General features: G+C 60.7%; 27 protein-coding genes. 21 read left to right on the top strand and 6 right to left on the bottom strand.

The genetic code is table 11. The features are described 5' to 3' along the window. Positions 1-268 precede the first annotated feature (268 nt). Positions 269-814, top strand: a complete 546-nt coding sequence (gene folE / locus C5F71_RS21820; RefSeq protein ID WP_029300367.1) for a GTP cyclohydrolase I FolE — start codon at positions 269-271, stop codon at positions 812-814. A 102-nt stretch (positions 815-916) separates the two neighbouring features. After that, positions 917-1,288, top strand: a complete 372-nt coding sequence (locus C5F71_RS21815; protein WP_029300369.1) for a glutathione S-transferase N-terminal domain-containing protein — start codon at positions 917-919, stop codon at positions 1,286-1,288. A gap of 122 nt (positions 1,289-1,410) precedes the next feature. On the opposite strand, the gene C5F71_RS21810 is transcribed toward C5F71_RS21815, so the two are convergent. Both C5F71_RS21810 and C5F71_RS21805 read right to left on the bottom strand, forming a co-directional pair. Next, entirely contained in the window at positions 1,411-2,013 is a 603-nt protein-coding gene (locus C5F71_RS21810; protein WP_070995352.1) for a glutathione S-transferase family protein, read from the bottom strand. Between the two features lie 10 nt (positions 2,014-2,023). Further along, the gene (locus tag C5F71_RS21805; protein WP_104911909.1) at positions 2,024-3,190 is read right to left on the bottom strand and encodes a PLP-dependent aminotransferase family protein; all 1,167 of its coding nucleotides are present in this window, start codon (positions 3,188-3,190) and stop codon (positions 2,024-2,026) included. 82 nt (positions 3,191-3,272) lie between these two features. On the opposite strand from C5F71_RS21805, the gene C5F71_RS21800 reads away from it, so the two are divergent. From C5F71_RS21800 to C5F71_RS21790, 3 genes are all read left to right on the top strand, one after another. After that, complete coding sequence (locus C5F71_RS21800) at positions 3,273-3,704, top strand: MarR family winged helix-turn-helix transcriptional regulator (RefSeq protein ID WP_029300375.1); 432 nt, start codon at positions 3,273-3,275, stop codon at positions 3,702-3,704. A gap of 222 nt (positions 3,705-3,926) precedes the next feature. Further along, positions 3,927-5,258 (top strand): NCS2 family permease, encoded by a 1,332-nt coding sequence (locus tag C5F71_RS21795; RefSeq protein ID WP_186350907.1) that lies wholly within the window; start codon positions 3,927-3,929, stop codon positions 5,256-5,258. A 63-nt stretch (positions 5,259-5,321) separates the two neighbouring features. Continuing rightward, on the top strand, positions 5,322-5,948 hold the full coding sequence (locus C5F71_RS21790) for a LysE family translocator (protein WP_032863245.1): 627 nt from the start codon (positions 5,322-5,324) through the stop codon (positions 5,946-5,948). A 225-nt stretch (positions 5,949-6,173) separates the two neighbouring features. Here the strand turns inward: C5F71_RS21790 and uraH are convergent, their stop codons facing one another. Beyond that, positions 6,174-6,527 (bottom strand): hydroxyisourate hydrolase, encoded by a 354-nt coding sequence (gene uraH / locus C5F71_RS21785; RefSeq protein ID WP_092235056.1) that lies wholly within the window; start codon positions 6,525-6,527, stop codon positions 6,174-6,176. A 419-nt stretch (positions 6,528-6,946) separates the two neighbouring features. Between uraH and puuE the strand changes: the two genes are divergently transcribed. The 8 genes from puuE (at position 6,947) to C5F71_RS21750 (ending at position 14,165) form a co-directional block, all read left to right on the top strand. Next, complete coding sequence (gene puuE, locus C5F71_RS21780) at positions 6,947-7,873, top strand: allantoinase PuuE (RefSeq protein WP_029300381.1); 927 nt, start codon at positions 6,947-6,949, stop codon at positions 7,871-7,873. Further along, positions 7,870-8,385 (top strand): 2-oxo-4-hydroxy-4-carboxy-5-ureidoimidazoline decarboxylase, encoded by a 516-nt coding sequence (uraD, locus tag C5F71_RS21775; protein ID WP_029300384.1) that lies wholly within the window; start codon positions 7,870-7,872, stop codon positions 8,383-8,385. Before puuE ends, uraD begins: the two co-directional genes overlap by 4 nt. A gap of 41 nt (positions 8,386-8,426) precedes the next feature. Next, positions 8,427-9,422 carry an allantoicase gene (alc, locus tag C5F71_RS21770; RefSeq protein WP_104911908.1) on the top strand — a complete coding sequence of 332 codons (996 nt, stop codon included), beginning with the start codon at positions 8,427-8,429 and terminating at the stop codon, positions 9,420-9,422. A 120-nt stretch (positions 9,423-9,542) separates the two neighbouring features. Then, on the top strand, positions 9,543-10,046 hold the full coding sequence (locus C5F71_RS21765; protein ID WP_029300388.1) for an ureidoglycolate lyase: 504 nt from the start codon (positions 9,543-9,545) through the stop codon (positions 10,044-10,046). Between the two features lie 51 nt (positions 10,047-10,097). Then, positions 10,098-11,402: a urate hydroxylase PuuD gene (locus C5F71_RS21760; RefSeq protein ID WP_104911907.1), complete on the top strand. Its 1,305-nt coding sequence runs from the start codon at positions 10,098-10,100 to the stop codon at positions 11,400-11,402. 197 nt (positions 11,403-11,599) lie between these two features. Next, positions 11,600-12,943, top strand: a complete 1,344-nt coding sequence (locus tag C5F71_RS21755; protein ID WP_029300392.1) for a nucleobase:cation symporter-2 family protein — start codon at positions 11,600-11,602, stop codon at positions 12,941-12,943. A gap of 44 nt (positions 12,944-12,987) precedes the next feature. Continuing rightward, positions 12,988-13,383: a hypothetical protein gene (locus C5F71_RS28980; RefSeq protein ID WP_158682882.1), complete on the top strand. Its 396-nt coding sequence runs from the start codon at positions 12,988-12,990 to the stop codon at positions 13,381-13,383. Next, positions 13,380-14,165: an outer membrane protein OmpK gene (locus tag C5F71_RS21750; RefSeq protein ID WP_029300394.1), complete on the top strand. Its 786-nt coding sequence runs from the start codon at positions 13,380-13,382 to the stop codon at positions 14,163-14,165. Before C5F71_RS28980 ends, C5F71_RS21750 begins: the two co-directional genes overlap by 4 nt. 64 nt (positions 14,166-14,229) lie before the next feature. Here the strand turns inward: C5F71_RS21750 and C5F71_RS21745 are convergent, their stop codons facing one another. Beyond that, entirely contained in the window at positions 14,230-15,384 is a 1,155-nt protein-coding gene (locus tag C5F71_RS21745) for a patatin-like phospholipase family protein (RefSeq protein WP_029300396.1), read from the bottom strand. A gap of 34 nt (positions 15,385-15,418) precedes the next feature. After that, entirely contained in the window at positions 15,419-16,351 is a 933-nt protein-coding gene (locus C5F71_RS21740) for a lipid A biosynthesis lauroyl acyltransferase (protein WP_104911906.1), read from the bottom strand. Between the two features lie 117 nt (positions 16,352-16,468). Here C5F71_RS21740 and minC point away from each other — a divergent pair, with 117 nt between their 5' ends. The 7 genes from minC to C5F71_RS21710 all read left to right on the top strand — a co-directional run bounded on the left by minC (position 16,469) and on the right by C5F71_RS21710 (position 23,357). Further along, positions 16,469-17,206 (top strand): septum site-determining protein MinC, encoded by a 738-nt coding sequence (minC, locus tag C5F71_RS21735; RefSeq protein ID WP_104911905.1) that lies wholly within the window; start codon positions 16,469-16,471, stop codon positions 17,204-17,206. A 201-nt stretch (positions 17,207-17,407) separates the two neighbouring features. Beyond that, positions 17,408-18,220 carry a septum site-determining protein MinD gene (minD, locus tag C5F71_RS21730; protein ID WP_092235041.1) on the top strand — a complete coding sequence of 271 codons (813 nt, stop codon included), beginning with the start codon at positions 17,408-17,410 and terminating at the stop codon, positions 18,218-18,220. A 3-nt stretch (positions 18,221-18,223) separates the two neighbouring features. Continuing rightward, positions 18,224-18,478, top strand: coding sequence for a cell division topological specificity factor MinE (minE, locus tag C5F71_RS21725; RefSeq protein ID WP_003175252.1), 255 nt, complete (start codon positions 18,224-18,226; stop codon positions 18,476-18,478). A 91-nt stretch (positions 18,479-18,569) separates the two neighbouring features. Continuing rightward, positions 18,570-19,205, top strand: coding sequence for an RluA family pseudouridine synthase (locus tag C5F71_RS21720; protein WP_029300403.1), 636 nt, complete (start codon positions 18,570-18,572; stop codon positions 19,203-19,205). Positions 19,206-19,378: 173 nt separating this feature from the next. Further along, positions 19,379-20,668, top strand: a complete 1,290-nt coding sequence (locus tag C5F71_RS21715) for a M18 family aminopeptidase (protein ID WP_029300406.1) — start codon at positions 19,379-19,381, stop codon at positions 20,666-20,668. Positions 20,669-20,930: 262 nt separating this feature from the next. Then, positions 20,931-21,107, top strand: a complete 177-nt coding sequence (locus tag C5F71_RS29095; protein ID WP_166647837.1) for a hypothetical protein — start codon at positions 20,931-20,933, stop codon at positions 21,105-21,107. 72 nt (positions 21,108-21,179) lie between these two features. Then, complete coding sequence (locus tag C5F71_RS21710; RefSeq protein ID WP_104911904.1) at positions 21,180-23,357, top strand: mechanosensitive ion channel family protein; 2,178 nt, start codon at positions 21,180-21,182, stop codon at positions 23,355-23,357. Here the strand turns inward: C5F71_RS21710 and C5F71_RS21705 are convergent. Then, entirely contained in the window at positions 23,333-24,046 is a 714-nt protein-coding gene (locus tag C5F71_RS21705; RefSeq protein ID WP_104911903.1) for a UTRA domain-containing protein, read from the bottom strand. The two genes, C5F71_RS21710 and C5F71_RS21705, sit on opposite strands and share 25 nt — an antisense overlap. A gap of 349 nt (positions 24,047-24,395) precedes the next feature. Between C5F71_RS21705 and C5F71_RS21700 the strand changes: the two genes are divergently transcribed. Continuing rightward, positions 24,396-25,463 (top strand): ABC transporter substrate-binding protein, encoded by a 1,068-nt coding sequence (locus tag C5F71_RS21700; RefSeq protein WP_092235035.1) that lies wholly within the window; start codon positions 24,396-24,398, stop codon positions 25,461-25,463. Positions 25,464-25,512: the final 49 nt, after the last annotated feature.

Genomic DNA, 25,512 nt, shown 5'->3' with positions numbered 1-25,512 from the left:
GCGAAGCAGCGCCAATCTATAAGGCCCACTGCGCTTTATCAGATACACCGAGGCGCCAGGTTTTGGGGCCGCTTCGCAGCCCACCGGGGGACGAGCCCCCTCGCCACGAATGCAAACCCTGCATTCCAGGGAATTACACCTCTCGGCATACCTACGCTACTATGTGCGCCAATCACTGGCGACGCTGCACGACCGCTCGCTGGCGTACCGCTTCACATTGGTACAGGCATACACCGTACCGTTCTGAAACCCATACGGAAACAGTCCTGTGACATTGGAACAAAACTACACCGCAATCCTCGGCCAAATCGGCGAGGACGTTTCCCGCGAGGGCCTGCTCGACACGCCAAAACGTGCCGCCAAGGCCATGCAGTACCTATGCCGCGGCTATGAGCAGACACTGGAAGAGGTCACCAACGGTGCCCTGTTCAGCTCCGACAACAGCGAAATGGTGCTGGTCAAGGACATCGAGTTGTACTCGCTGTGCGAGCACCACCTGCTGCCGTTCATCGGCAAGGCCCATGTCGCCTATATCCCCAGCGGCAAGGTCCTGGGCCTGTCGAAGGTCGCGCGGATCGTCGATATGTATGCCCGCCGCCTGCAGATCCAGGAAAACCTCAGCCGCCAGATCGCCGAAGCGGTCCAGCAGGTGACCGGTGCCCTGGGCGTTGCCGTGGTGATCGAGGCCAAGCACATGTGCATGATGATGCGCGGTGTGGAGAAGCAGAATTCGTCGATGATCACCTCGGTGATGCTGGGTGAGTTCCGCGAAAACGCGGCAACCCGCAGCGAGTTTCTCAGCCTGATCAAGTAACAGGCTGCGTAAGAAAAAACCGGCATTCATCGCCGGTTTTTTTTCGCCTGTGGAAATCAGGTAAGCTGCGGCCCCTTCTGTCATGGGCAAGAGGTTTCAGCCATGTTCGTCAAAGCACTTCGAGTGGGCCTCGGCCACGTCATCATCGCGGGCGACTTCCTTACCCGCCCACGCAAAAAACAGCGCCCTGCCGAGCAACAAGCGCAGGTCAATGAAGCGGCCAAGGGCCTGACCCTGTACCAATTCCACGCCTGCCCGTTCTGCGTGAAGACCCGCCGTACCCTGCACCGCCTGAATGTACCGGTGGCGCTCAAGGACGCGAAGAACAACGAGCAGGACCGCCAGACCCTGCTTACCCAAGGCGGCAAGATCAAGGTGCCGTGCCTGCGTATCGAAGAAAACGGCCAGACCACCTGGATGTATGACTCCAAAGTGATCATCGACTACCTGGACAAGCGCTTCGCCGCGATCTGACAAACAACGCGGTCAAAATGTGGGAGCGGGCTTGCTCGCGAATGCGGTGTGTCAGTCAATTATTCATCAACTGACCCTACGCTTTCGCGAGCAAGCCCGCTCCCACATTTAGGTCGCGCCTATCAGTCGAGCATCGGCACGTGCCGGGGATGGCTGGCCACGCGTGCAAGCCAGGCTTGCACGGCCGGATAGGGGCTCAGGTCAAAACCACCCTCATGGGCCACATGGGTGTAGGCATACAGCGCAATATCGGCAATCGAGTATTGATCGCCCACCAGGTAGGGCGTGGCCTGCAGCTGTTTCTCCATAACCCTCAAGGCCTTGTAGCCGCCTTTATGGGTAGTCTTGTACTCCTCCAGCCGATCGTCCGGCAGCCCCAGGTAAAACTGGATAAACCGCGCCACCGCGATGTACGGCTCATGGCTGTATTGTTCGAAAAACTGCCACTGCAACACCTGGGTGCGCAGGCGCGGTTCGGTGGGCAGGAACTCGCTGCCGTCGGCGAGGAAGTTGAGGATCGCGTTGGACTCCCACAGGCAGGTGCCGTCTTCGAGTTCCAGTACCGGGATCTTGCCGTTGGGGTTCTTCGCCAGGAACTCGGCGGTCTGGGTGTCGCCGTTCAAGATGTCGACATTGACCCACTCATACGCGATGCCAAGCAGGTTGAGCATCAACTTGACCTTGTAGCAGTTGCCCGAACGGTAATCGCCATAAACCTTGTACATGAAGCTCCCCTTATGCCGCTTGCGCGCGCTGTGCTTGACGGATCACCGCCGCGAGACGCTTGAGACCTTCGTCCAGGCGTGCCGGGTCGATGTGGCTGAAATTGAGCCGCAGGTGCCCGTGGTGCTGGTCCGGCTCGGAAAAGAACGGTTCACCGGGCATGAACGCCACGTCCTGGTCGAGCGCTGGTGCCAACAAGGTGCGGGTATCCAGGGGCTGTTTCAAGGTCAGCCAGAAGAATAATCCACCCTGGGGCACTTGCCAGTCGGCCAGTTCATCGAAGTGGCGCGTCAATGCCGCCTGGAACCCATCACGACGCTCACGGTAAAAACTGCGCAGTTGCACCAGGTGCTGCTGGTAGCGCTCGGTGCCGATCCACTGCATGGCCTGCCATTGGCCGACGCGGTTGGTGTGCAGGTCCGCCGACTGCTTGAGCTTGAGCAGGTGCGGGAACAGGTCGGGGCTGGCGATCAGGTAGCCGACCCGCAGGCCCGGGAGCAGGGTTTTCGAGACGGTGCCGGTGTAGATCCAACTGGCCTTGCGCAAGCGGCTGACAATCGGTCGGGCGCTGCCGCCATCAAAGGTCAGCTCGCGGTACGGCTCGTCTTCGATCAGGGTCACGCCGAATTCATCGAGCAGCGCCGCCACGGCATCGCGCTTGGCTTCGCTGTAGCGCACCGCCGACGGGTTCTGGAAGGTAGGGATCAGGTAGATGAACGCCGGGCGATGGCGTTCCAGATTGCTGCGCAGCGCCGTCATGTCCGGGCCGTCGGCTTCCAGCTCCACGGTCAGGCAATCGGCGCCGAACAGTTGGAAGATCTGCAGGGCGGCCAGGTAGGTCGGGCCTTCCAGCAGGATTTGCGTGCCTTGGTCGATGTACAACTTGGCCGCTAGGTCCAGGGTTTGCTGCGAACCACTGACCACCAGGACCTGGCTGGCCTCGCAAGCCACCCCCAGCGACCGCGCCTCGGCGGCCAGCAACTCGCGCAATTGCGGCTCGCCCTCGCTCATGCCGTATTGGCCCATGGCCGGCGGCATGCCTTGCCAATCCAGCGCAGGCAACATGGCTTCGGCGGGCAGGCCACCGGCAAATGACATCACCTGCGGGCGCTGGGCCGCCGCGAGGATCTCACGGATCAAGGAGCTTTTAAGGCGAGAAACACGTTCAGAGAAAGCCATAGGGGTCACCGGTAGCAAAGCCTGGGGAAAATACGTCAAACTGGTTGACCGAAATTACGACGCCCAAGGTAGATACGTCAATATGCTTGACCTTAAAAACCAGACTTCGCAGCAAGCCGCCATGGAAGCGTTTTTCTTCGGCTACCAGGCCTTCACCGCCAAGGCCGACGCAATGCTGGAGCGTCGGGGCTTGAGCCGGGTGCATCAGCGCATCGTGTTTTTTATCGCCCGCTACCCCGCCTTGAGCGTCAAGCAACTGCTGGAGCTGTTGGGGGTGAGCAAGCAGGCGCTGAACATGCCGCTGCGCCAATTGCAGGAAATGCAGCTGGTCGACAGCGTTGCCTCGGACGCTGACAAACGTAAGCGCCTGTTGCACTTGACCGAAGAAGGCCAGCGCTTCGAACAGTCCTTGCGCCGCGAACAAGTCAAGCTGCTGCAGCACGCCTTCGCCGAGGCCGGTGAAGAGGCGGTGATGGGTTGGCTGGCAGTGAACAAGGCCCTGACCCTGCCTTGAAATTGGCCTTTCATCTTTTTTGCACACATAATCGCAAACATTATTTGCTTTCTTTGTATACAAAAGCATAATTCGCTTCGTGCGAGTTCCTGACCTAATGGTCAACAAAGCCCGCTGGTACCTCAAAGCACCGCTGCCCACCCCAGTGTCCGGTGCTGGAAATAACAATAAAACTCTTGAGGAGTACTTGCTGTGGAAAGCCATAAATCCGACGCCCCGACCCTGGACCTCAGTCCGCCCCACCTTTCGACCGCAAAGCAGGGCTGGCTGGAACGCCTGTTCAAACTCAGCTTGCATGGCACCACAGTGAAGACCGAACTGATCGCCGGCCTCACGACGTTTATCACCATGGCCTACATCATCTTCGTCAACCCCAACATCATGGCCGACGCGGGCATCGACCACGGCGCCGCCTTTGTCGCGACGTGCATCGCCGCAGCCCTCGGCTGCCTGTTGATGGGCCTGTACGCCAACTGGCCTGTAGGCCTGGCGCCGGGCATGGGTTTGAATGCGTTCTTTACCTACACCGTGGTCGGCACCATGGGCTACACCTGGGAGACCGCGCTGGGTGCGGTGTTTATCTCCGGCGTGCTGTTCATGATCCTGACGCTGTCGCGCATCCGCGAATGGCTGCTCAACAGCATTCCGGTAAGCCTGCGCCACGCCATGGGCGCCGGGGTGGGTCTATTCCTGGGGGTGATCGGCCTGAAAACCGCCGGCATCATCGTGGCCAGCCCCGCCACCCTGATCAAGCTTGGCTCCCTGCATGAACCGGCCCCGCTGTTGGCGGCCGTGTGCTTCCTGCTGATCGCGATCCTCAGTTACCACCGGGTATTCGGCGCGATCCTGATCAGCATCATTGCGGTCACCCTGGCCGGCTGGGGCCTGGGCCTGGTGCAGTACCAGGGCATCGTCGCCGCCCCGCCGAGCCTGGCGCCGACCTGGATGGCGATGGACGTGATGGGCGTGTTCAACGTCAGCATGATCAGTGTGGTATTCGCCTTCCTGTTTGTGCACATGTTCGACACCGCCGGCACCCTGATGGGCGTTGCCCAGCGGGCGGGCCTGGTCAATGCCGACGGCAAGATCGAGAACCTGTCGCGGGCCTTGAAAGCCGACAGTGCTTCGAGCGTGTTTGGCGCAGTGGTCGGTGTACCGCCCGTGACCAGTTATGTGGAAAGCGCCGCGGGCGTGGCGGCCGGTGGGCGCACCGGACTTACGGCCGTGACCGTGGGCGTGCTGTTTGTAGCGGCGATGTTTTTCGCCCCACTGGCAGGCATGATTCCTGCGTATGCCACGGCCGGTGCGCTGATTTATGTGGCGATGCTGATGATGAGCGGCATGGCCCATATCGAATGGGACGACGCCACCGACAGCATTCCGGCGATTGTCACGGCAATCATGATGCCCCTGACCTTCTCGGTCGCCGACGGCATCGCGCTGGGCTTTATCACTTACGTGGCCCTCAAGGCCGGCACGGGCAAGTACAAGCAGATTTCCATCAGTCTGTGGGTGCTGTGCGCGATTTTCATCGCCAAGTTTATCTTCCTGTAACTCGGAAGCCGGCGAAAACCGCCTCACCCTTGGGTGGGGCTTTTGCATGTATGGAGGAATGTAATGAGCGTGGAAACCTGGCTGCTGTTCAGCGGCGCTGCTTTGATCGTGATCCTGATTCCGGGGCCGCTGTCGCTGCTGATGATCAGCAACAGCCTGAACTACGGCCTGCGCCGTTCGTACCCGGCGTTTCTTGGCGGGGTGTTTGCCTCGATCTGCCTGTTGAGCGCCTCGGCCCTGGGCCTGGGGGCCTTGTTGCTGGCGTCGGAGCAGTTGTTCAGCGCCTTGAAGATCGTCGGTGCGCTGTATCTGTTCTACCTCGCGTGGCAGAGCTGGCAGCAATCGCGCCTGCCGTCCCAGGGCGCCGTGGTGCCGGACGCAGCCCCCGTGCCGCGTTTTCGTGCACTGTTTGGCCGGGCTTTTGTGCTGGGCGCCAGCAACCCCAAGGACATTCTGTTTTTCGCCGCCTTCCTGCCGCAGTTTCTCAGCAGCCAGCAGCCGTTTCTGCCGCAACTGCTGATCATGATCGCCACCTGGACCGTGCTTGACCTGCTATGCAAGCTGGCCTACGGCCTGGGTGCCCACGGCGCCGCGCGCTACCTGCGCACCGGCAAGGGCCAGAGCTGGTTCAACCGCTTCAGTGCCGGGCTGTTTGGCAGCGCCGGGGCGGCATCGCTGCTCAGGGGCTAGTGGCTTCCTGACGCCGTGTAGGAGCGAGCTTGTCTCCGGGCGGCGCTCCGACGAAGAACTTGAGAGCGCCGCGTGTAGCCAGACAACACGCGTTATCGTTGACGTTTTTCGTCGGAGCGCCGCCCGGAGTCAAGCTCGCTCCTACAGAGCGGGCAAAAAAAAGCCCGCAGTGTGAGCGGGCGAAACCAACGAAGAGCATTTGGGGGTGTGAAGCGAGGCGACGACTCAGCTACCGCGATAAGTGGAGTAGCTGTAGGGCGAAATCAGCAGCGGCACATGGTAGTGATCCTGTTCGGCACTGATGCCAAAACGCAGCACTACCACATCGAGAAACGCCGGTTCCGGCAGTTGCACACCACGGGCGCGGTAGTAATCCCCGGCACTGAACTGCAACTGGTAGACCCCACTGCGGTAGTCGTCACCTTGCAGCAGCGGTGCGTCGCAACGGCCGTCGCTGTTGGTCAGGGCGCTGGCGACCAGCTCCAGTTGCGCGCCCTCGACGCGGTACAGTTCAACCTTGATGGCGCTGCCTGGGCAGCCGTGTGCGGCGTCCAGTACGTGTGTGGTCAGTCGTCCCATGGATTGGAGCTCCCGTGTCATCGATTAATAAGAGGCCGCACCTTTGTGGGGCATTGAAAAAGCCGGCGATGGCTGATTAAGACACTTTTCAAAAAAATTGTACACAATAAATTCAACAACCCCCCTCTTCCCCAATGGGCACTGGCTTGCCGGCGATGACGGTGTATCTGCGAGCAGTGCGGTTACAGGAAGATCGCTATCGCAGGCAAGCCCGCTCCTACACTAAAGCGGTGCCGCAGGTTTTTGAGATTTAGTTGACCAGTCGGGCAAGTTTCTTGCAAGGATAGGCCGGCACGACCACTTGGAAAAAATGCAGAAATACAGGCTTACAAAGTGACCATTAAGTTGTATACAATCAGCCCATCGCTGTGACGCAACGGCCGCCACACCATCGATCACGAACAAGAAGGAAGACTGCAGTGAGCGCTGACTACCCACGCGACCTGATCGGTTACGGCAGTAACCCACCGCACCCTCACTGGCCGGGCAAGGCGCGTATCGCCCTGTCGTTCGTACTCAATTACGAAGAAGGCGGTGAGCGCAATATCCTGCACGGCGACAAAGAGTCGGAAGCCTTCCTCTCGGAAATGGTCTCGGCCCAGCCGCTGCAAGGCGCGCGCAACATGAGCATGGAGTCGCTGTACGAATACGGCAGCCGTGCCGGCGTGTGGCGCATCCTCAAGCTGTTCAAGGAATTCGACATTCCGCTGACCATCTTCGCCGTGGCCATGGCCGCCCAGCGTCACCCCGATGTAATCCGTGCGATGGTCGCCGCCGGTCACGAGATTTGCAGCCACGGCTACCGCTGGATCGACTACCAGTACATGGATGAGGCCCAGGAGCGCGAGCACATGCTCGAAGCCATCCGCATCCTTACCGAGCTGACCGGCGAGCGCCCACTGGGCTGGTACACCGGGCGCACCGGCCCGAATACGCGGCGGCTGGTGATGGAAGAAGGTGGCTTCCTGTATGACTGCGACACCTACGACGACGACCTGCCCTACTGGGAACCGAACAACCCGACCGGCAAGGCGCACCTGGTGATCCCCTACACCCTGGACACCAATGACATGCGCTTCACCCAGGTCCAGGGTTTCAACAAGGGCGACGACTTTTTCGAGTACCTCAAGGACGCGTTCGATGTGCTGTATGCCGAAGGTGCCGAGGCGCCGAAGATGCTGTCCATCGGCCTGCATTGCCGCCTGATCGGCCGCCCGGCGCGCCTGGCCGCACTCAAGCGCTTTATCGAATACGCCAAGGGCCATGACCAGGTGTGGTTCACCCGCCGCGTCGACATTGCCCGCCACTGGCATGACGTACACCCTTTCCAGGGAGCCGCCAAATGACTGCTTTCCAAACCTTGAAACCATCGGCCCTCAGCCGCGACGAATTTGTCGCAGCCTTCGCCGATATCTATGAACACTCGCCATGGGTGGCCGAAAAGGCCTTCGACCTGGGCCAGGACGCCTCGATCGATGAGATCGAAACCCTGCACCAGCGCATGAGCGATATCCTATTGAGCGCCGATCACACCAGGCAACTGGCCCTGATCAACGCTCACCCGGACCTGGCCGGCAAAGCTGCCGTCCAGGGCCAACTGACCGAAGCCAGCACCCATGAACAAGCTGGCGCCGGTATCCACCAATGCTCGAGCGACGAGTTTTCGCGCTTCACCGAGCTGAACGACGCCTACAAGGCCAAGTTCAAGTTTCCCTTCATCATGGCGGTAAAAGGCAGCAACCGGCATCAGATCCTCGCCGCGTTTGAAACGCGCATCCATAACCCGGTCGAGACCGAGTTCAAGTGCGCACTGGCAGAGATCAACAAGATCGCGTTGTTCCGTTTATTGACCCTCTAAACGACCATCCCCAGCCACTCTATCTAAGGCAGACAAGAAGAATGAAAGCGCAACTCCTACCTTTCGAGAAGTTAGTCAACCTGGCCGACGCCCGCCTGGGCACCAAGATCATCTCTGTGACAGATGACTGGTTCGCCGATGCCAACCGACTGTTCCAGCCGACCCCGGCCGTATGGAAGGAGGGCGTTTTCGATGATAACGGCAAGTGGATGGACGGCTGGGAGTCACGCCGCAAGCGCTTCGAAGGCTTCGACAGCGCGGTGATCCGCCTGGGCGTACCGGGCTCGATCAAGGGCGTGGACATCGACACTTCATTCTTCACCGGCAACTTCCCGCCATCGGCGTCCCTGGAAGGCTGCTTCCTGGCGTCGGGCGAGCCCGATGACAACACCCAGTGGGTCGAAGTGCTGTCTGCCGTAGAGTTGCAGGGCAACAGCCATCATTTCCACGAAATCAACAACGACCAGGCATTCAGCCACCTGCGCTTCAACATCTTCCCCGATGGTGGCGTAGCGCGTCTGCGGGTGTACGGCATTCCGTTCCGCGACTGGTCGGCCGTGGGCGACAACGAACAAGTGGACCTGGCCTCCTCCCTCAATGGCGGCCGCGCACTGGCCTGCTCCGACGAACACTTCGGGCGCATGGGCAACATCCTCAACCCGGGCCGTGGCATCAACATGGGCGATGGCTGGGAGACCGCGCGTCGTCGCACACCTGGCAATGACTGGGTGATCGTTGCGCTGGGGCATGCCGGCGAGATCGAGAAAGTGGTGGTCGACACCCTGCACTTCAAGGGCAACTACCCGGACACGTGCTCGATCCAGGCCGCGTTCGTCAAAGGCGGCACTGACAGCCAGATCGAGACCCAGTCGCTGTTCTGGCGCGAGCTGCTGCCGGCACAGAAACTGGAAATGCACGCCGAACACACCTTCGCCGAGCAGATCAAGGCACTGGGCCCGATCACCCACATCCGCCTCAACGTATTCCCGGATGGTGGTGTAAGCCGCCTGCGGGTTTTCGGCAAGGTTTCGAAGTAAGCGGTGATGCCATTCGCGAGCAAGCCCGCTCCCACAGGGGAATGCATTCCAAATGTGGGAGGGGGCTTGCTCGCGAAGGCGCCAGAACAAACAACACAGAATCCGGATAAGAAGACAGCCATGCGCACACTGATGATCGAACCCTTGACCAAAGAAGCCTTCGCCCCTTTCGGAGACGTTATCGAAACCGATGGCAGCGATCACTTCATGATCAACAACGGCTCGACCATGCGCTTTCATAAACTGGCGACGGTAGAAACCGCCACGCCAGAAGACCACGCCATCATCAGCATCTTCCGCGCCGATGCGCAGGACATGCCGCTGACCGTGTGCATGCTGGAAAGACACCCGCTGGGCAGCCAGGCCTTTATCCCGCTGCTCGGCAACCCCTTTCTGATCGTGGTCGCGCCGGTTGGCGATGAACCTGTATCAGGCTTGGTCCGCGCCTTCGTCACCAACGGCAGGCAGGGCATTAATTACCATCGCGGCGTCTGGCACCACCCGGTGCTGACGATCGAAAAGCGGGATGACTTCCTGGTGGTTGATCGCAGTGGCACAGGCAATAACTGCGATGAGCATTTTTTCAAAGAGGATGAGCGGTTGATCCTTGCCCCCCACCAATAAGAGAAGGTCCGATCACCCGACAACAAGGGTGACGGGCGAGAGGTAAAGACTGTGGAAGCACATCTGTTGGAATGGCTGAACCTAAGCGTGCGCTGGGTTCATATGATCACTGGCGTGGCCTGGATCGGTGCGTCTTTCTATTTCGTATGGCTGGAAAACAACCTGAACCGCGTCAACCCCAAAAGCGGCCTGGCTGGCGATTTATGGGCGATCCATGGTGGCGGTATCTACCACCTGGAAAAATACAAACTGGCCCCACCGACCATGCCGGACAACCTGCACTGGTTCAAATGGGAAGCCTATTTCACCTGGATGTCGGGCGTCGCGCTGCTGTGCGTGGTGTTCTACCTCAACCCGACGCTGTACCTGCTCGCCCCCGGCAGCAGCCTCAGCGGTACCGAAGGCGTGTTGCTGGGCATAGGCTCACTGTTCGCCGGCTGGTTCATCTACTCCTTTCTGTGCGACTCGGCCCTGGGCAAACGCCCTGCCCTGCTCGGCTTTATCCTGTTCGTCCTGTTGATCGGCGCCGCCTACGGCTTCAGCAAGGTGTTCAGCGGCCGCGGTGCGTACCTGCATGTGGGTGCGATCATCGGCACCATCATGGTCGGCAACGTGTTCCGTATCATCATGCCGGCCCAGCGTGCGCTAGTGGCAGCGATTGCGGAAAACCGCACCCCAGACCCGGCACTGCCGGCCAAGGGCCTGCTGCGCTCGCGTCACAACAACTACTTCACCCTGCCGGTGCTGTTCATCATGATCAGCAACCACTTCCCGAGCACCTACGGCAGCCAGTACAACTGGTTGATCCTGGCCGGGATCGCGGTGGCGGCGGTATTGGTACGGCACTACTTCAACACCCGGCATGACAGCCAGAAATACGCGTGGACCCTACCGGTCGGCGCCCTGGCGATGATCTGCCTGGCCTATGTCACCGGTCCTAAACCCGTGGCGACCACACCGGACGTGGCCAAGGCGCCAGCAGCGATCGAGTACCAGCCATTGCCGGAAACCGCGTTGGGTGGCGGCCTCAAGCCAGCAGCTCCCGCCGCGCCAGCACCAGCACCAGCGGCACAAGCGCCTGCGGCCCAGGCCTCGACGGATTTTGGCAAGGTGCACAGCGTGATTGAAGAGCGTTGCACCGTGTGCCATTCGGCCAAGCCCACCAGCCCGCTGTTCAGCACCGCGCCGGCCGGGGTGATGTTCGATACCCCGGCGCAGATCCAGCAGCAGGCGGCGCGCATTCAAGCGCAGGCGGTGGCCAGCCAGATCATGCCATTGGGCAACATTACCCAGATGACCCAGCAGGAGCGGGAGTTGATTGGCAGTTGGATCAATCAGGGGGCCCGCACTAACTGACAGCCTGACGCAAATCCAAAATGTGGGAGCGGGCTTGCTCGCGAATGCGGTGTGTCATTCAACCCTTAAGGTGACTGAGCCGCCGTTTTCGCGAGCAAGCCCGCTCCCACAGGGGATCTGCGGTGATTTTGAGATCGAGCTCCAAATGGCAATTGACTGCCAAACAACACAAAAATAAAAAAGATTCGAGGTGTTGCATGTCCCAGTTAGAAACGCAGATTCCTGCCGCGCCCGCCATGGTGCGGCTTCCACTTTTGCAACTGATCCTGGTAGGCCTGCAACATGTACTGCTGATGTACGGCGGCGCGGTGGCCGTACCGCTGATCATCGGACAAGCCGCGGGCTTGAGCCGTGAAGAAATCGCCTTTTTGATCAACGCCGACCTGTTGGTGGCGGGGATCGCCACCATGGTCCAGTCGTTTGGCATCGGCCCGCTGGGAATCCGCATGCCGGTGATGATGGGCGCCAGTTTCGCCGCCGTCGGCAGCATGGTCGCCATGGCCGGCATGCCAGGTATCGGCCTGCAAGGGATTTTTGGCGCGACCATCGCCGCCGGGTTCTTTGGCATGGTCATCGCCCCATTCATGTCCAAGGTGGTGCGCTTCTTCCCACCTCTGGTGACCGGTACCGTGATTACGGCTATCGGTCTTTCGTTGTTTCCTGTCGCGGTGAACTGGGCCGGCGGTGGCGCTACCGCTGTGCAATTCGGCTCACCGATCTACCTGGCCATCGCCGGCCTGGTGCTCGCCACCATCTTGCTGATCAACCGTTTTATGCGTGGCTTCTGGGTCAATATCTCGGTACTGATCGGCATGGCCCTGGGCTACGCCTTGTGTGGATTGCTCGGCATGGTCGACCTCGGCGGCCTGGAGCAGGCGCCGTGGCTGCAGGTGGTCACACCGCTGCACTTCGGTATGCCCACGTTCGAGTTGGCGCCGATTCTGTCGATGTGCCTGGTGGTGGTGATTATCTTTGTCGAGTCCACCGGCATGTTCCTCGCGCTGGGTAAGATCACCGGCCAGGAAGTTACCCCGAAAATGCTGCGGCGCGGCCTGCTGTGCGATGCCGGGGCGTCGTTTTTCGCCGGGTTCTTCAACACCTTCACCCACTCCTCTTTCGCCCAGAACATCGGCCTGGTACAGATGACCGGTGTGCGCTGCCGTTCGGTGACGATCATGGCGGGGGCCTTTCTGATTGTCCTCAGCCTGCTGCCCAAGGCCGCATTCCTGGTGGCATCGATCCCTCCTGCGGTGCTGGGCGGTGCGGCTATCGCAATGTTTGGCATGGTGGCGGCGACCGGGATCAAGATCCTGCAGGAAGCCGACATCGCCGACCGTCGCAACCAGTTGCTGGTAGCGGTCAGTATCGGCATGGGCCTGATCCCCGTGGTGCGCCCGGAGTTCTTCGCCCAGTTGCCCTTGTGGATGAGCCCGATTACCCACAGTGGCATCGCCATGGCCACGCTCAGTGCGTTGTCGCTGAACGTGCTGTTTAACATTCTGGGCGGCTCGGAACGCCCCGCCGTCGCCCATACGCATTGATTCCTTCGTTACTACAAAAACAACAACGAACAGGGAACATCAACATGCACACCACCGACTTGGGGCCGGCCACACGCCGTGCCCCATTCTCGCCCCCTGCGCTCTTTTACAGCGCACTTGAGCACAGGCTCTGGAGCCAGTATTCTCCGCGCCCGCTCGAATCGACTCAAAAAAAAACAGCGAATGTAAAAGCTGACTTAAAGGCCAACTTATCCCGGCCTTATGTCTGCTGCCAAAGTGCGCAAAAGTCCTCTGAACCCGACTGCATCCCATGCAGCCGGCGGGGATTTTTTGGCTTTTCAAACACTTTGGCGCAGCTCTTGCTAAAAGCATTAAAGCTGACCGAACAGACGATTTTTGCAGCGAACCAAAAGGCGCCACACCAGAGCGCCTGCGTAGAAGAAAAACCACAAAACTTTAGCTCGGGAGCAACCGAATGAAACGTACCGTGAACAGCCTGATATTGGCCGGATCCCTGTTGGCCGGGGGCCAAGCAATAGCGGGTGACCTGTTGCAGTGGCAGAACAACAGCCTGACTTACCTGTGGGGCAAGAACTTCAAAGTCAACCCAGAGATCCAGCAAACCGTTACCTTCGAACATGCCGATGCCTGGAAGTACGGCGACAACTTCTTCTTCCTCGACCGCATCTTTTACAACGGTAAGGAAGACGGCAACGTCGGCCCCAATACTTACTACGGCGAGTTCAGCCCGCGGCTGTCGTTTGGCAAGATCTTCGATAAAGACTTGTCCTTCGGCCCGATCAAAGATGTATTGCTGGCGTTCACCTACGAGTTCGGCGAAGGCGACAACGAGTCGTACTTGGTCGGCCCGGCGTTCGACTTGAACATCCCTGGCTTTGACTACTTCCAGTTGAACTTCTATCAGCGCCAGACCGAAGGCAATCGCCCGGGTGACGGCGTATGGCAGATCACCCCGGTCTGGTCCTACACCATTCCAGTGGGCAACTCCGATGTGCTGATCGACGGTTTCATGGACTGGGTGGTGGATAACGACAAGAACGCACGTGGCACTTACCACGCCAACCTGCACTTCAACCCACAGGTCAAATATGACCTGGGCAAGGCCATGAGCTGGGGCGCCAAGCAGTTGTATGTGGGTTTTGAATACGACTACTGGAAGAACAAGTACGGGATCCAGGACAGCGGCGCGTTCGAGACCAACCAGGACACGGCGAGCCTGTTGGTCAAGTACCACTTCTAAAGCCAACCCCGGCCTCCCCTGTGGGAGCGGGCAAGCCCTCTCCCACACAAGCCCGCGCCCCGATTCAGTTCGGGGTCAAGCCCAGGAACCGCTGCAACTCTTCACGCTTGGCCAGCGCATCGCGCCGGCCCAACTCGATCAACTCACTGCAATATCCCGCCTCGAACAGCAGATAGCTGAGCACCCCCGCCCCGCTGGTTTTGGTCGCCCCTGGCCCACGCAAAAACAGACGCAACGCCGCCGGCAGTTCCTGGCGATGGCGTGCCGCGATTTCATCGATGGGTTGGCTGGGCGCAATCACCAGTACTTCAACCGGTGCAAGACCGCGCGCAGCGCTGTTGGCCGGTTGCAGATGGCTGAACTGGTTGAGGCGCTCCAGTAACTCAATGTCACTCTCCAGGCTGTCAATGAACGTGCTGTTGAGCATATGCCCACCGATCTGCGCCAGGGTCGGCTCCTGGCCGGTGTAGGTGCGCTGCTGCGGCACCGAGGGGTCCGGGGAACGCGGGTTGCCACTGACACCCACCACCAGTACCCGGCTGGCCCCCAGGTGCAACGCCGGGCTGATCGGCGCTGATTGGCGGACGGCGCCATCGCCAAAATATTCCTGATCGAGTTTGACCGGGGCAAACAGCAATGGAATCGCCGAACTGGCCAGCAGGTGCTCCACGGTCAGTTCCGTGGGCAAGCCAATGCGCCGGTGGCGCAGCCAGGCGTCGATGGTGCCGCCGCCCTGATAGAACGTCACCGCCTGCCCCGACTCATAGCCGAACGCCGTCACGGCGACGGCGTGCAGGTGTTTGTGGCGGATTGCCTCATTGATGCCTTCGAAATGCAGCTTTTCCTGCAGCAGTTCCCGCAGTGGAGAACTGTCGAGCAGTGCCACCGGCACTGGTGAGCCCAGGCCCAGCAAGCTGCGGGTCAGGAAGCGGCTGGCCTGGTGAATCACCCCCGGCCAGTCGCTGCGCAGCACCAAGTGGCTGCGAAAGCCCTGCCAGAATGCGGTGAGGCGCGCGATTGCTGCGCGAAAGTCCATGGCGCCGCTCGCCAGGCTCACCGCGTTGATCGCCCCGGCCGAGGTGCCAACAATCACCGGGAAAGGGTTGGCAGCCCCTGGTGGCAACAGTTCGGCAATCGCCGCCAATACCCCCACCTGATACGCCGCACGCGCCCCGCCGCCGGAAAGAATCAAGCCTGTGACCGGTTCAGTTGGGCGCATTGCATAACTCCATGGGCGGGGACAATCCGTTTATTCAGCGGCGCTTTTCGTACAGCTTGGGTTCGCCCGGTGGCCGGCTCTTGAAGCGGCGATGAGCCCACAGGTATTGCTCGGGGCACTCGCGCACCGCGGTTTCCACCCATTGGTTGATACGCAGGCAATCGACTTCATCGGATTCGCCGGGGAAGTCGCTCAAAGGCGGATGAATCACCATGCGGTAACCACTGCCATCGGCCAGGCGCTCCTGGGTAAACGGCACCACCAACGCCTTGCCCAGGCGCGCGAACTTGCTGGTGGCGGTGACTGTGGCGGCCTGGATGCCGAACAACGGCACAAAAATGCTCTGCTTGGCGCCATAGTCCTGGTCGGGCGCGTACCAGATCGCCCGGCCGGCGCGCAGCAGCTTGAGCATGCCACGCACGTCTTCGCGCTCTACCGCCAGGGAGTCGAGGTTGTGGCGCTCGCGGCCACGACGCTGAATAAAGTCGAACAACGGGTTGCCGTGCTCACGGTACATGCCATCGATGGTGTGCTTCTGCCCCAGCAAGGCCGCACCGATCTCCAGGGTGGTGAAATGCAGGGCCATGAGGATCACGCCCTTGCCTTCCAGTTGGGCCTGCTTGAGGTGCTCCAGCCCTTCAACATGGGCCAGGCGCGCCAGGCGCTGTTTGGACCACCACCAACTCATGGCCATCTCAAAGAAGGCGATACCGGTGGATGCAAAGTTTTCCTTGAGCAAATGTTTACGCTCCCGGGCGGACATTTGCGGGAAGCACAGTTCCAGGTTTCGCGCGGCAATGCGCCGGCGCTCACCGGCCACCCGGTACATAAACGCACCCAGCACACGACCAATTCCCAGCAGCACGCGGTATGGCAACTGGGTAATCAGCCACAGCACACCGAGCCCCAGCCATAGCAGCCAGAAACGCGGGTGAAAAAATACAGCTCGAAAACGCGGGCGATCCATTACAGATTCCGGTAAAGACAGGGCCGCGCATTCTACAACGGTTCGACCCGGCTTGCGGCTAGCGGTTGTTCTCGTTATAAGTCTCGACACTTTTCGTGACAAGCCGCTTTGCCGACCATGAGCCAAACCGAATCGCTAGACCAAGATCCCGTCTTCCAGCTCAAAGGCAGCATGCTCGCCATTACTGTGCTGGAACTGGCCCGTAACGACCTTGATGCCCTGGACCGCCAGCTCGCCGCCAAGGTCGCCCTGGCCCCGAATTTCTTCAACAACGCGCCGCTGGTGCTGGCCCTGGATAAATTGCCGGCCGGCCAGGGCGCGGTCGACCTGCCCGGGTTGATGCGTGTTTGCCGCCAGCATGGCCTGCGCACCCTGGCCATTCGCGCCAGCCGTATCGAAGACATCGCGGCCGCCATCGCCATTGAACTGCCAGTATTGCCACCGTCCGGCGCCCGCGAGCGTGTGCTCGACCCGGTGGAAGGTGAAGTGAAGAAAAAACCGGAAAAACCACCAGAGCCGACGATCAAGCCTACAAGGATCATCACCTCTCCCGTACGCGGCGGGCAGCAGATTTACGCCCATGGCGGCGACCTGGTGGTGGTCGCTCCGGTCAGTCCCGGCGCGGAACTTCTCGCCGATGGCAACATCCATGTATACGGCCCAATGCGTGGCCGGGCACTGGCTGGAGTCAAGGGCGATACCAAGGCCCGGATTTTCTGCCAGCAATTGAGCGCTGAGCTGGTGTCCATCGCCGGCCAGTACAAGGTTTCGGAAGATTTGCGCCGTGATCCGCTGTGGGGGGCCGGGGTACAAGTCAGCCTGTCGGGCGATGTGTTGAACATCATCCGTCTTTAACGGATACTGCCGCATTTTCCAAGCATCTCTGGACTCTGATAGCACAGCGAAACCGGCAAGACTTGTGTAGGAATAATTGAAAGTTGGCGTTCTCCCTACGGGAGGCACATCTTTTTCCTACGAAGGCTGTCCGCCTGCAGCGAGTTTCAAGAGATGTTTTTCAGGGACTGAGAGGTCCTTTTTCCTTAGGGGTGAAACACCTTGGCCAAGATTCTCGTGGTTACATCCGGCAAGGGTGGTGTGGGTAAGACCACCACCAGCGCCGCTATCGGTACCGGCCTCGCTCTGCGCGGCCACAAGACAGTCATCGTCGACTTCGACGTCGGTTTGCGTAACCTCGACCTGATCATGGGCTGCGAACGCCGCGTGGTGTACGACTTCGTCAACGTGGTCAACGGCGAAGCCAACCTGCAACAGGCCCTGATCAAGGACAAGCGCCTTGAGAACCTGTATGTACTGGCCGCCAGCCAGACCCGTGACAAAGACGCGCTGACCAAAGAAGGCGTAGGCAAAGTTCTGGCCGAGCTGAAAGAAACCTTCGAATACGTGGTCTGCGATTCCCCGGCGGGTATCGAGACCGGCGCTCACCTGGCGATGTACTTCGCCGATGAAGCCATCGTCGTGACCAACCCGGAAGTGTCCTCGGTACGTGACTCGGACCGCATGCTCGGCCTGCTGGCCAGCAAGTCCAAGCGCGCCGAAGACAACCAGGACCCGATCAAGGAGCACCTGCTGCTCACCCGCTACAACCCTGAGCGTGTAAGCAATGGCGAAATGCTCGGCGTTGAAGACGTCAAGGAAATCCTCGCTGTGACCCTGCTGGGCGTGATCCCCGAATCCCAGGCCGTGCTCAAGGCTTCCAACCAGGGCGTACCGGTGATTCTCGACGACCAGAGCGACGCCGGCCAGGCGTACAGCGATGCTGTCGATCGCCTGCTGGGCAAGACCGTGGAACATCGCTTCCTCGATGTAAAGAAGAAGGGATTCTTCGAGCGTATCTTTGGAGGCAACTAAATAATGAAATTTCTCGACTTCTTTCGCGCCAACAAAAAGCCAAGCACCGCGTCGGTAGCGAAAGAGCGTCTACAGATCATCGTGGCGCACGAACGCGGCCAACGCAGCACCCCGGACTACCTGCCAGCCCTGCAGAAGGAGCTGGTTGAGGTGATCCGCAAGTACGTCAATATCGGCAACGATGACGTGCATGTCGCCCTGGAAAACGACGGCAGCTGCTCGATTCTGGAACTCAATATCACCCTGCCTGATCGTTGATCGAACAGGCGGTCGCCACGGCGGCTGCGCTACCCGCCCCTACAGGGGTGGTTGGCGCAGTCGCCGTTGGCGTTTGTTGCGAGACTGTTTAATGCCGCTGTCCAATATTCATATCCTTCACCAGGATGACGCTGTCCTGGTGGTGAACAAGCCGACCCTGCTGCTCTCGGTGCCTGGTCGCGCCGACGACAACAAGGACTGCCTGATCACCCGCCTGCAAGAAAACGGTTATCCCGAGGCCCGCATCGTCCATCGCCTGGACTGGGAAACCTCGGGGATCATCCTGCTGGCCCGGGATGCCGACACCCACCGCGAACTGTCCCGCCAGTTTCACGACCGTGAAACCGAAAAAGCCTACACCGCTTTGTGCTGGGGCCAGCCGGATCTGGACAGCGGCAGCATCGACCTGCCCCTGCGCTACGACCCACCGACCAAGCCGCGCCATGTGGTGGACCATGAGTTCGGCAAGCACGCCCTGACCTTCTGGAAAGTCCTGGAGCGTTGCGGGGATTGGTGCCGGGTTGAGTTGACGCCGATTACCGGGCGCTCACACCAGTTGCGGGTCCACATGCTGTCCATCGGCCACCCGCTACTGGGTGATGGCTTGTATGCCCACGAACAGGCCCTGGCCGCCTGGCCGCGCCTGTGCCTGCACGCCAGCATGCTGAGCTTTACTCACCCGCAAAGCGGCGAGCGCCTGCGCTTCGAGTGCCCTGCACCGTTCTGAAATCGGTAACCCAATCAAAAATGTGGGAGCGGGCTTGCTCGCGAATACGTTGTGTCAGTCGCTGAATAAGCTAACTGATCCACCGCATTCGCGAGCAAGCCCGCTCCCACATTTGTTCTGTGCACTTGCCACACCGGACGGTAAACTCGCGCCATTGCTGTCTGGAGCTACTTATGCGCGAAGCGTTGAATCAAGGCCTGATCGACTTCCTCAAGGCCTCTCCCACCCCCTTTCATGCCACTGCGGCCCTGGCCCAACGCCTGGAAGCTGCCGGTTTCCAGCGCCTCGACGAGCGCGAGACCTGGACTACCGAGGCCAACGGTCGCTACTACGTGACCCGCAACGACTCCTCGATCATCGCGTTCAAGATGGGCCGCCAGTCGCCCCTGCACGACGGCATCCGCCTGGTCGGCGCCCATACCGACAGCCCATGCCTGCGGGTCAAGCCGCAACCTGAGCTGCAACGCCAGGGCTTCTGGCAACTGGGCGTGGAAGTCTACGGCGGCGCGCTGCTGGCGCCGTGGTTCGACCGTGACCTGTCCCTGGCCGGCCGCGTGACGTTCCGCCGTGACGGCAAGGTCGAAAGCCAGTTGATCGACTTCAAGCTGCCGATCGCCATCATCCCCAACCTGGCCATCCACCTGAACCGTGAAGCCAACCAGGGCTGGGCGATCAATGCCCAGACCGAGCTGCCGCCAATCCTCGCGCAGTTTGCCGGTGATGAGCGCGTGGACTTCCGTGCCGTGCTCACCGACCAACTGGCCCGCGAACATGGGTTGAACGCTGATGTGGTGCTCGACTACGAGCTGAGTTTCTACGATACCCAAGGCGCGGCGGTGATCGGCCTGCATGGCGACTTTATCGCCGGCGCCCGCCTGGACAACCTGCTGTCGTGCTACGCCGGCCTGCAAGCGCTGCTCACCAGCGAGACCGACGAAACCTGCGTGCTGGTGTGTACCGACCACGAAGAAGTCGGTTCCTGCTCAGCCTGCGGTGCCGACGGCCCGATGCTGGAACAGACCCTGCGTCGTCTGCTGCCTGAGGGTGATGAGTTCGTACGTGCGATTCAGAAATCGTTGCTGGTGTCTGCCGACAATGCCCACGGCATCCACCCCAACTACGCCGACAAACACGACGCCAACCACGGCCCGAAACTCAATGCCGGCCCGGTGATCAAGGTCAACAGCAACCAGCGCTACGCCACCAACAGCGAAACCGCCGGGTTCTTCCGCCACCTGTGCATGGCCGAAGAGGTACCGGTGCAGAGTTTTGTGGTGCGCAGCGACATGGGCTGCGGCTCGACCATCGGCCCGATCACCGCCAGCCACCTGGGTGTGCGCACCGTGGACATCGGCCTGCCGACATTCGCCATGCACTCGATCCGCGAGCTGTGCGGCAGCCACGACCTGGCGCACCTGGTGAAGGTGTTGAGTGCGTTCTACGCAAGCCGCGACCTGCCCTGAAGACTCCTTGTGGATAACATGTGGCGAGGGGGCTTGTCCCCCGCTGGGCTGCGCAGCAGCCCCAAAACCTGCCACCTCGTTGTATCTCATAGATCTCAGTGAGGCTGAATGGGGCTGCTGCGCAGCCCAGCGGGGGACAAGCCCCCTCGCCACGACAGCGCCTGGCCACATAGCCTTCGCCCTATCTGACACACATCAACCCCACTTGCGCCAATCCAGCCTAGACTGGTAATCATCTTTCTACGACAAGGCCGTCCCCACCATGATCCCGATGTCCGCCTTCCACGCCATGCTCATCCCCATCCTCACGGGCATGATCCTGCTGGCCGTTGGCTTCAACTTCCGCGACAAAAACCTCGGTGTGTTTGGCATGTGGGTCGGCATGCTGCTGATCCTCGGCACCATCGTTTACCGAATCCTCGCAAAACTGGCCGAATAACAAATGCACTCGCAATGGGCATAGCGCCCTCGTACACTCGGTCGATCTGTCGTTTCCAAGGTTGACCGCCTCGTGCTTGCCCGTCTGTTTGCCCTGCCCTACTGCCTGCTCCTTTGCCTGCTGATCCTGTTGCCTATCGCCCCTGCCCAGGCGGTCGGCCTGCCAGGCATCCTGGGCAGCAGCACCAAAGCCCAACCACAAGCCGACGTGCCGCTGGGCCAGTCTTTGGACGAGGTGATCAAGACCCTGGAAAACGACCAGCAGCGCACCAAGCTGCTGGCCGACCTGAAGAAGCTGCGCGAAGCCACAAAAAAAGCTCAACCGGCAGCCGAGCAAGGGGTGCTGGGCTTGATCGGCGGCACCCTGGCGAGCCTGGAGCAACAACTGTCCGGCAGCGACAGCCCGCTCAATCGCTGGTCCGTCGAGTTCGACCAGGCCAAGGCCGAGTTTTCCGCCTTGATGCTGCCAGCCAGCGAATGGCTGCCAATCATCTTTGGCTTTGCCATGGTGCTGATGCTCTGGAGCCTGCTGGCGGCCGCGCTGATCTGGCTCAGCCATCGCGTGCGCCTGCGTTTTGGCCTCAGTGAAGAACTGCCCCAACACCCCAAGACCTGGGACATGCTGCGTTTTGCCCTGCGCAAACTCGGCCCCTGGCTGATTGCCCTGGTGATCACCGTCTACTTGAGCTACGCCCTGCCCTCGTCCCTGGGCAAGTCCCTGGCAATGGTCCTGGCGTACGCGCTGGTGGTCGGCACCTGTTTCTCGGCGATCTGCGTCATTGCCTTTTCCGTGCTCGACGGCCCGCACCGCCACCGGGCCCTTTATATCCTGCGCCACCAGGCGTTTCGCCCGCTGTGGCTGATCGGCAGCTTCGCCGCCTTTGGCGAGGCGCTGAGCGACCCGCGCCTGACCGAAGCCCTGGGCACCCACCTGGCACACAGCGCGGCGACCGTCGCCAATGTGCTGGCCGCACTGTCTACCGGCGTGTTTATCCTGCGTTTCCGCCGACCCATCGCGCACCTGATCCGCAACCAGCCACTGTCCCGGCGCCTGACCCGTCGCGCCTTGAGCGACACCATCGAGATCATCGGCACCTTCTGGTACCTGCCGGCGCTGCTGCTGGTGGGCATTTCGCTGTTTGCCACGTTCGTGTCCGCAGGCGACACCAGCACCGCCTTGCGCCAGTCATTGCTCTGCACGGTGTTGCTGGTGCTGTGCATGGTGATCAACGGCCTGGTGCGCCGCCATGCCCTCAAGCCTCAACGTGGGCATAAGCGCCATGCGTTGTATTCCGAACGGCTGAAAAGTTTCGTCTACACCCTGGCCCACCTGGCGGTGTGGCTGGTGTTCATCGAGCTCGGCCTGCGGGTCTGGGGCTGGTCGCTGATCCGCTTTACCGAGGGCGATGGGCATGAAATCAGCGTCAAATTGTTCGGCCTCGCGGGTACCCTGCTGTTCGCCTGGCTAATCTGGATCCTCAGCGACACCGCGATCCACCACGCCCTCACCCGCTCGCGCAAAGGCCTGGCGAATGCGCGGGCGCAGACCATGATGCCGTTGATCCGCAACGTGTTGTTCGTGACGATCTTTATCATCGCCGCCATCGTCGCCCTGGCGAACATGGGCATGAACGTCACGCCACTGCTGGCCGGTGCCGGTGTGATCGGCCTGGCCATCGGTTTTGGCGCGCAGTCACTGGTAGCGGACTTGATCACCGGCCTGTTCATCATCATCGAAGACTCCCTGGCGATCGATGACTATGTGGACGTCGGCGGCCACCTCGGCACCGTCGAAGGCCTGACCATCCGCACCGTACGCCTGCGCGATATCGATGGCATCGTGCATACCATCCCGTTCAGCGAGATCAAGAGCATCAAGAACTACTCGCGGGAATTCGGCTATGCGATTTTCCGCGTGGCGGTGCCTGCCAGCATGGACATCGACACCGCGATCAAACTGATGCGCGACGTCGGCCAGAAGATGCGCGCCGATCCGCTGCAGCGTCGCAATATCTGGTCGCCCCTGGAGTTCCAGGGAGTGGAGAGTTTCGAGTCGGGCAACGCCATCCTGCGCGCGCGCTTCAAGACCGCGCCGATCAAGCAGTGGGAAGTGTCGCGGGCGTTCAACCTGTCGCTCAAGCGCCACCTGGATGAGGCCGGCATGGACCTGGCAATGCCGCGCTTGAGTGTGCAGGTGGTGACGGCGGCGAGTGGGCCGCAGGACGCTCAGATCACATCGACCCCGACGTGAATCGCATCATGGCGCCAGAACTCCAGGTCGCAATCGATCAGGCGCTGGTGCTGATCGTAATTGACCCGGGCGATCCGCAGCCCGGGGCTGCCTGCCGAGACCTTCAGGGCGGCTGCCGCTTCCACCTGCAATGAAGTCGGCACAATTTCAAAGCGCACGCGCCCGTAATGCAAGTCGTACTGGCGGGCGTACAACTCGGTCATCGACTCGTTCAGGTCACACGCGAGGATCCCCGGGAAATACTGCGGGTTGAGGTAGTGCTCGACATACAGCACCAACCGCCCATCAATACGTCGCCGGCGGCAGATCTGGATCACGCTCGATAGCGCCGGCAGTTGCAGCCACGCACAAACAGCGGCCGAGGCCGGTTGCAGGCGAGCCGATATGACTTCAGTGCAAGGCACCCGCCCCTGGGCGCCGACCATGGCGTGGAAGTGGCTGCGCTGCATCAGGTTATAGGCCAGCCGGGGTGGCGAAACGAACCAGCCACGCCGCTCCTCGCGGTAGATCTGGCCCTGGGCTTCCAGTTGCAGCAACGCCTCGCGCACGGTGATGCGGGTGGTACCAAACAACTCACTGAGTTTGCGCTCGGCCGGCAATTTGCTCGCCGGGCTCAATAAGCCGTGGCTGATCTGCTCTTGCAGCGCCAGGCCTATGGCTGTCACCGCTTTGGTTGCCTCATCACGCATCAACGTTACCTATCTGGACTAGGCCAGCACTGTTTGGGTGCGCCAAATGCCCCTGGAGTGGGCGACGGCTAGTGCGTGCAAGCCTAGGCATCACACATGACCGACAGATGACAGCGCCGTGTGCCGCCGTCTCACATGCCCTGCAATACATCGGCCAAGTCCAGGTATTACGGGGTCATGGCCGTGGTCTACGCTTACCCGGCAGGCGCCTGCCCAGGCGCTTTAAAAACGACATCGACATGAAACTGTCATCCAGCGCGCCTAAATTGGCTCGTGTATTGCTGACCTAGACCAAACCCACCGCGCCATCAAAAAATCGCAGCGTTGAAAACGCCCAAAGGAGCTTCGGATGAAACAGCTTTTCCTGGCATCACTGTTAGGCTCGACCATTGCCATGTGCACCGCCGCCATGGCCGCTGACACCGATTTGAAAACCCTGGAAGCTGCCGCCAAGGCAGAAGGCGCTGTGAACAGCGTCGGCATGCCCGATGACTGGGCCAACTGGAGAGGCACCTGGGAAGACCTGGCGGCCAAGTACGGCCTCAAGCACATCGACACCGACATGAGCTCGGCCCAGGAAATCGCCAAGTTCGCTGCCGAAAAAGACAATGCCAGCGCCGATATCGGCGACGTCGGTGCAGCCTTTGGGCCGATTGCGGCCACCAAGGGCGTCACGCAACCCTACAAGCCCAGCACCTGGGAACAGATCCCCGATTGGGCCAAAGATAAAGACGGTCACTGGGCACTGGCCTACACCGGCACCATCGCGTTCATCGTCAACAAAAAACTGCTGCACGGCTCCGAAGTCCCGACCAAGTGGGCAGACCTCAAGACCGGAAAATACAAGGTCTCGATTGGTGACGTGAGCACCGCCGCCCAAGCTGCCAACGGTGTATTGGCAGCCGCCCTGGCCAACGGTGGCGACGAGAAGAACATCCAGCCGGCGCTGCTGATGTTCGCCGACATTGCCAAGCAGGGGCGTATTTCCCTGGCCAACCCGACCATCGCCACCATGGAAAAAGGCGAAGTGGAAGTGGGCGTGGTCTGGGACTTCAACGGCCTGAGCTACAAGGCGAAGATGGCCAACCCGGATGACTACGTGGTGCTGATCCCATCGGATGGCTCGGTGATTTCCGGCTATACCACCATCATCAACAAATACGCCAAGCACCCGAATGCGGCCAAGCTGACCCGCGAATACATCTTCAGTGATGCCGGGCAGATCAACCTGGCCAAGGGCAATGCGCGGCCGATCCGTGCCGAACACCTGACCCTGCCCGCCGAAGTGCAGGCCAAGCTGCTGCCTAACGAACAGTACAAAAACGTGACGCCCATCAAGGACCCGGCCGCCTGGGAGGCCACCTCCAAGAGCTTGCCGCAGAAGTGGCAGGAAGAAGTCATCATCAATATGCAATAAGCCCTGGGTGGGAGCTGGCTTGCCGGCGATAGCGGTATGACATTCAGCA

This window comes from Pseudomonas sp. LG1D9 (assembly GCF_002949995.1).
GTDB lineage: Bacteria > Pseudomonadota > Gammaproteobacteria > Pseudomonadales > Pseudomonadaceae > Aquipseudomonas > Aquipseudomonas proteolytica.
Note: the sequence above shows the minus strand (reverse complement) of the source record. Positions and strands in the feature narration are given on the sequence as shown.

Coding starts and splice junctions, on each gene's coding strand:
- C5F71_RS21815 (WP_029300369.1), top strand. CDS start 917: ATGTTCGTCAAAGCACTTCGAGTGGGCCTCGGCCACGTCATCATCGCG.
- C5F71_RS21810 (WP_070995352.1), bottom strand. CDS start 2,013: ATGTACAAGGTTTATGGCGATTACCGTTCGGGCAACTGCTACAAGGTC.
- C5F71_RS21805 (WP_104911909.1), bottom strand. CDS start 3,190: ATGGCTTTCTCTGAACGTGTTTCTCGCCTTAAAAGCTCCTTGATCCGT.
- C5F71_RS21800 (WP_029300375.1), top strand. CDS start 3,273: ATGCTTGACCTTAAAAACCAGACTTCGCAGCAAGCCGCCATGGAAGCG.
- C5F71_RS21790 (WP_032863245.1), top strand. CDS start 5,322: ATGAGCGTGGAAACCTGGCTGCTGTTCAGCGGCGCTGCTTTGATCGTG.
- uraH (WP_092235056.1), bottom strand. CDS start 6,527: ATGGGACGACTGACCACACACGTACTGGACGCCGCACACGGCTGCCCA.
- uraD (WP_029300384.1), top strand. CDS start 7,870: ATGACTGCTTTCCAAACCTTGAAACCATCGGCCCTCAGCCGCGACGAA.
- alc (WP_104911908.1), top strand. CDS start 8,427: ATGAAAGCGCAACTCCTACCTTTCGAGAAGTTAGTCAACCTGGCCGAC.
- C5F71_RS21765 (WP_029300388.1), top strand. CDS start 9,543: ATGCGCACACTGATGATCGAACCCTTGACCAAAGAAGCCTTCGCCCCT.
- C5F71_RS21755 (WP_029300392.1), top strand. CDS start 11,600: ATGTCCCAGTTAGAAACGCAGATTCCTGCCGCGCCCGCCATGGTGCGG.
- C5F71_RS28980 (WP_158682882.1), top strand. CDS start 12,988: ATGCACACCACCGACTTGGGGCCGGCCACACGCCGTGCCCCATTCTCG.
- C5F71_RS21750 (WP_029300394.1), top strand. CDS start 13,380: ATGAAACGTACCGTGAACAGCCTGATATTGGCCGGATCCCTGTTGGCC.
- C5F71_RS21745 (WP_029300396.1), bottom strand. CDS start 15,384: ATGCGCCCAACTGAACCGGTCACAGGCTTGATTCTTTCCGGCGGCGGG.
- C5F71_RS21740 (WP_104911906.1), bottom strand. CDS start 16,351: ATGGATCGCCCGCGTTTTCGAGCTGTATTTTTTCACCCGCGTTTCTGG.
- minC (WP_104911905.1), top strand. CDS start 16,469: ATGAGCCAAACCGAATCGCTAGACCAAGATCCCGTCTTCCAGCTCAAA.
- minE (WP_003175252.1), top strand. CDS start 18,224: ATGAAATTTCTCGACTTCTTTCGCGCCAACAAAAAGCCAAGCACCGCG.
- C5F71_RS21720 (WP_029300403.1), top strand. CDS start 18,570: ATGCCGCTGTCCAATATTCATATCCTTCACCAGGATGACGCTGTCCTG.
- C5F71_RS21715 (WP_029300406.1), top strand. CDS start 19,379: ATGCGCGAAGCGTTGAATCAAGGCCTGATCGACTTCCTCAAGGCCTCT.
- C5F71_RS29095 (WP_166647837.1), top strand. CDS start 20,931: ATGATCCCGATGTCCGCCTTCCACGCCATGCTCATCCCCATCCTCACG.
- C5F71_RS21705 (WP_104911903.1), bottom strand. CDS start 24,046: ATGCGTGATGAGGCAACCAAAGCGGTGACAGCCATAGGCCTGGCGCTG.
- C5F71_RS21700 (WP_092235035.1), top strand. CDS start 24,396: ATGAAACAGCTTTTCCTGGCATCACTGTTAGGCTCGACCATTGCCATG.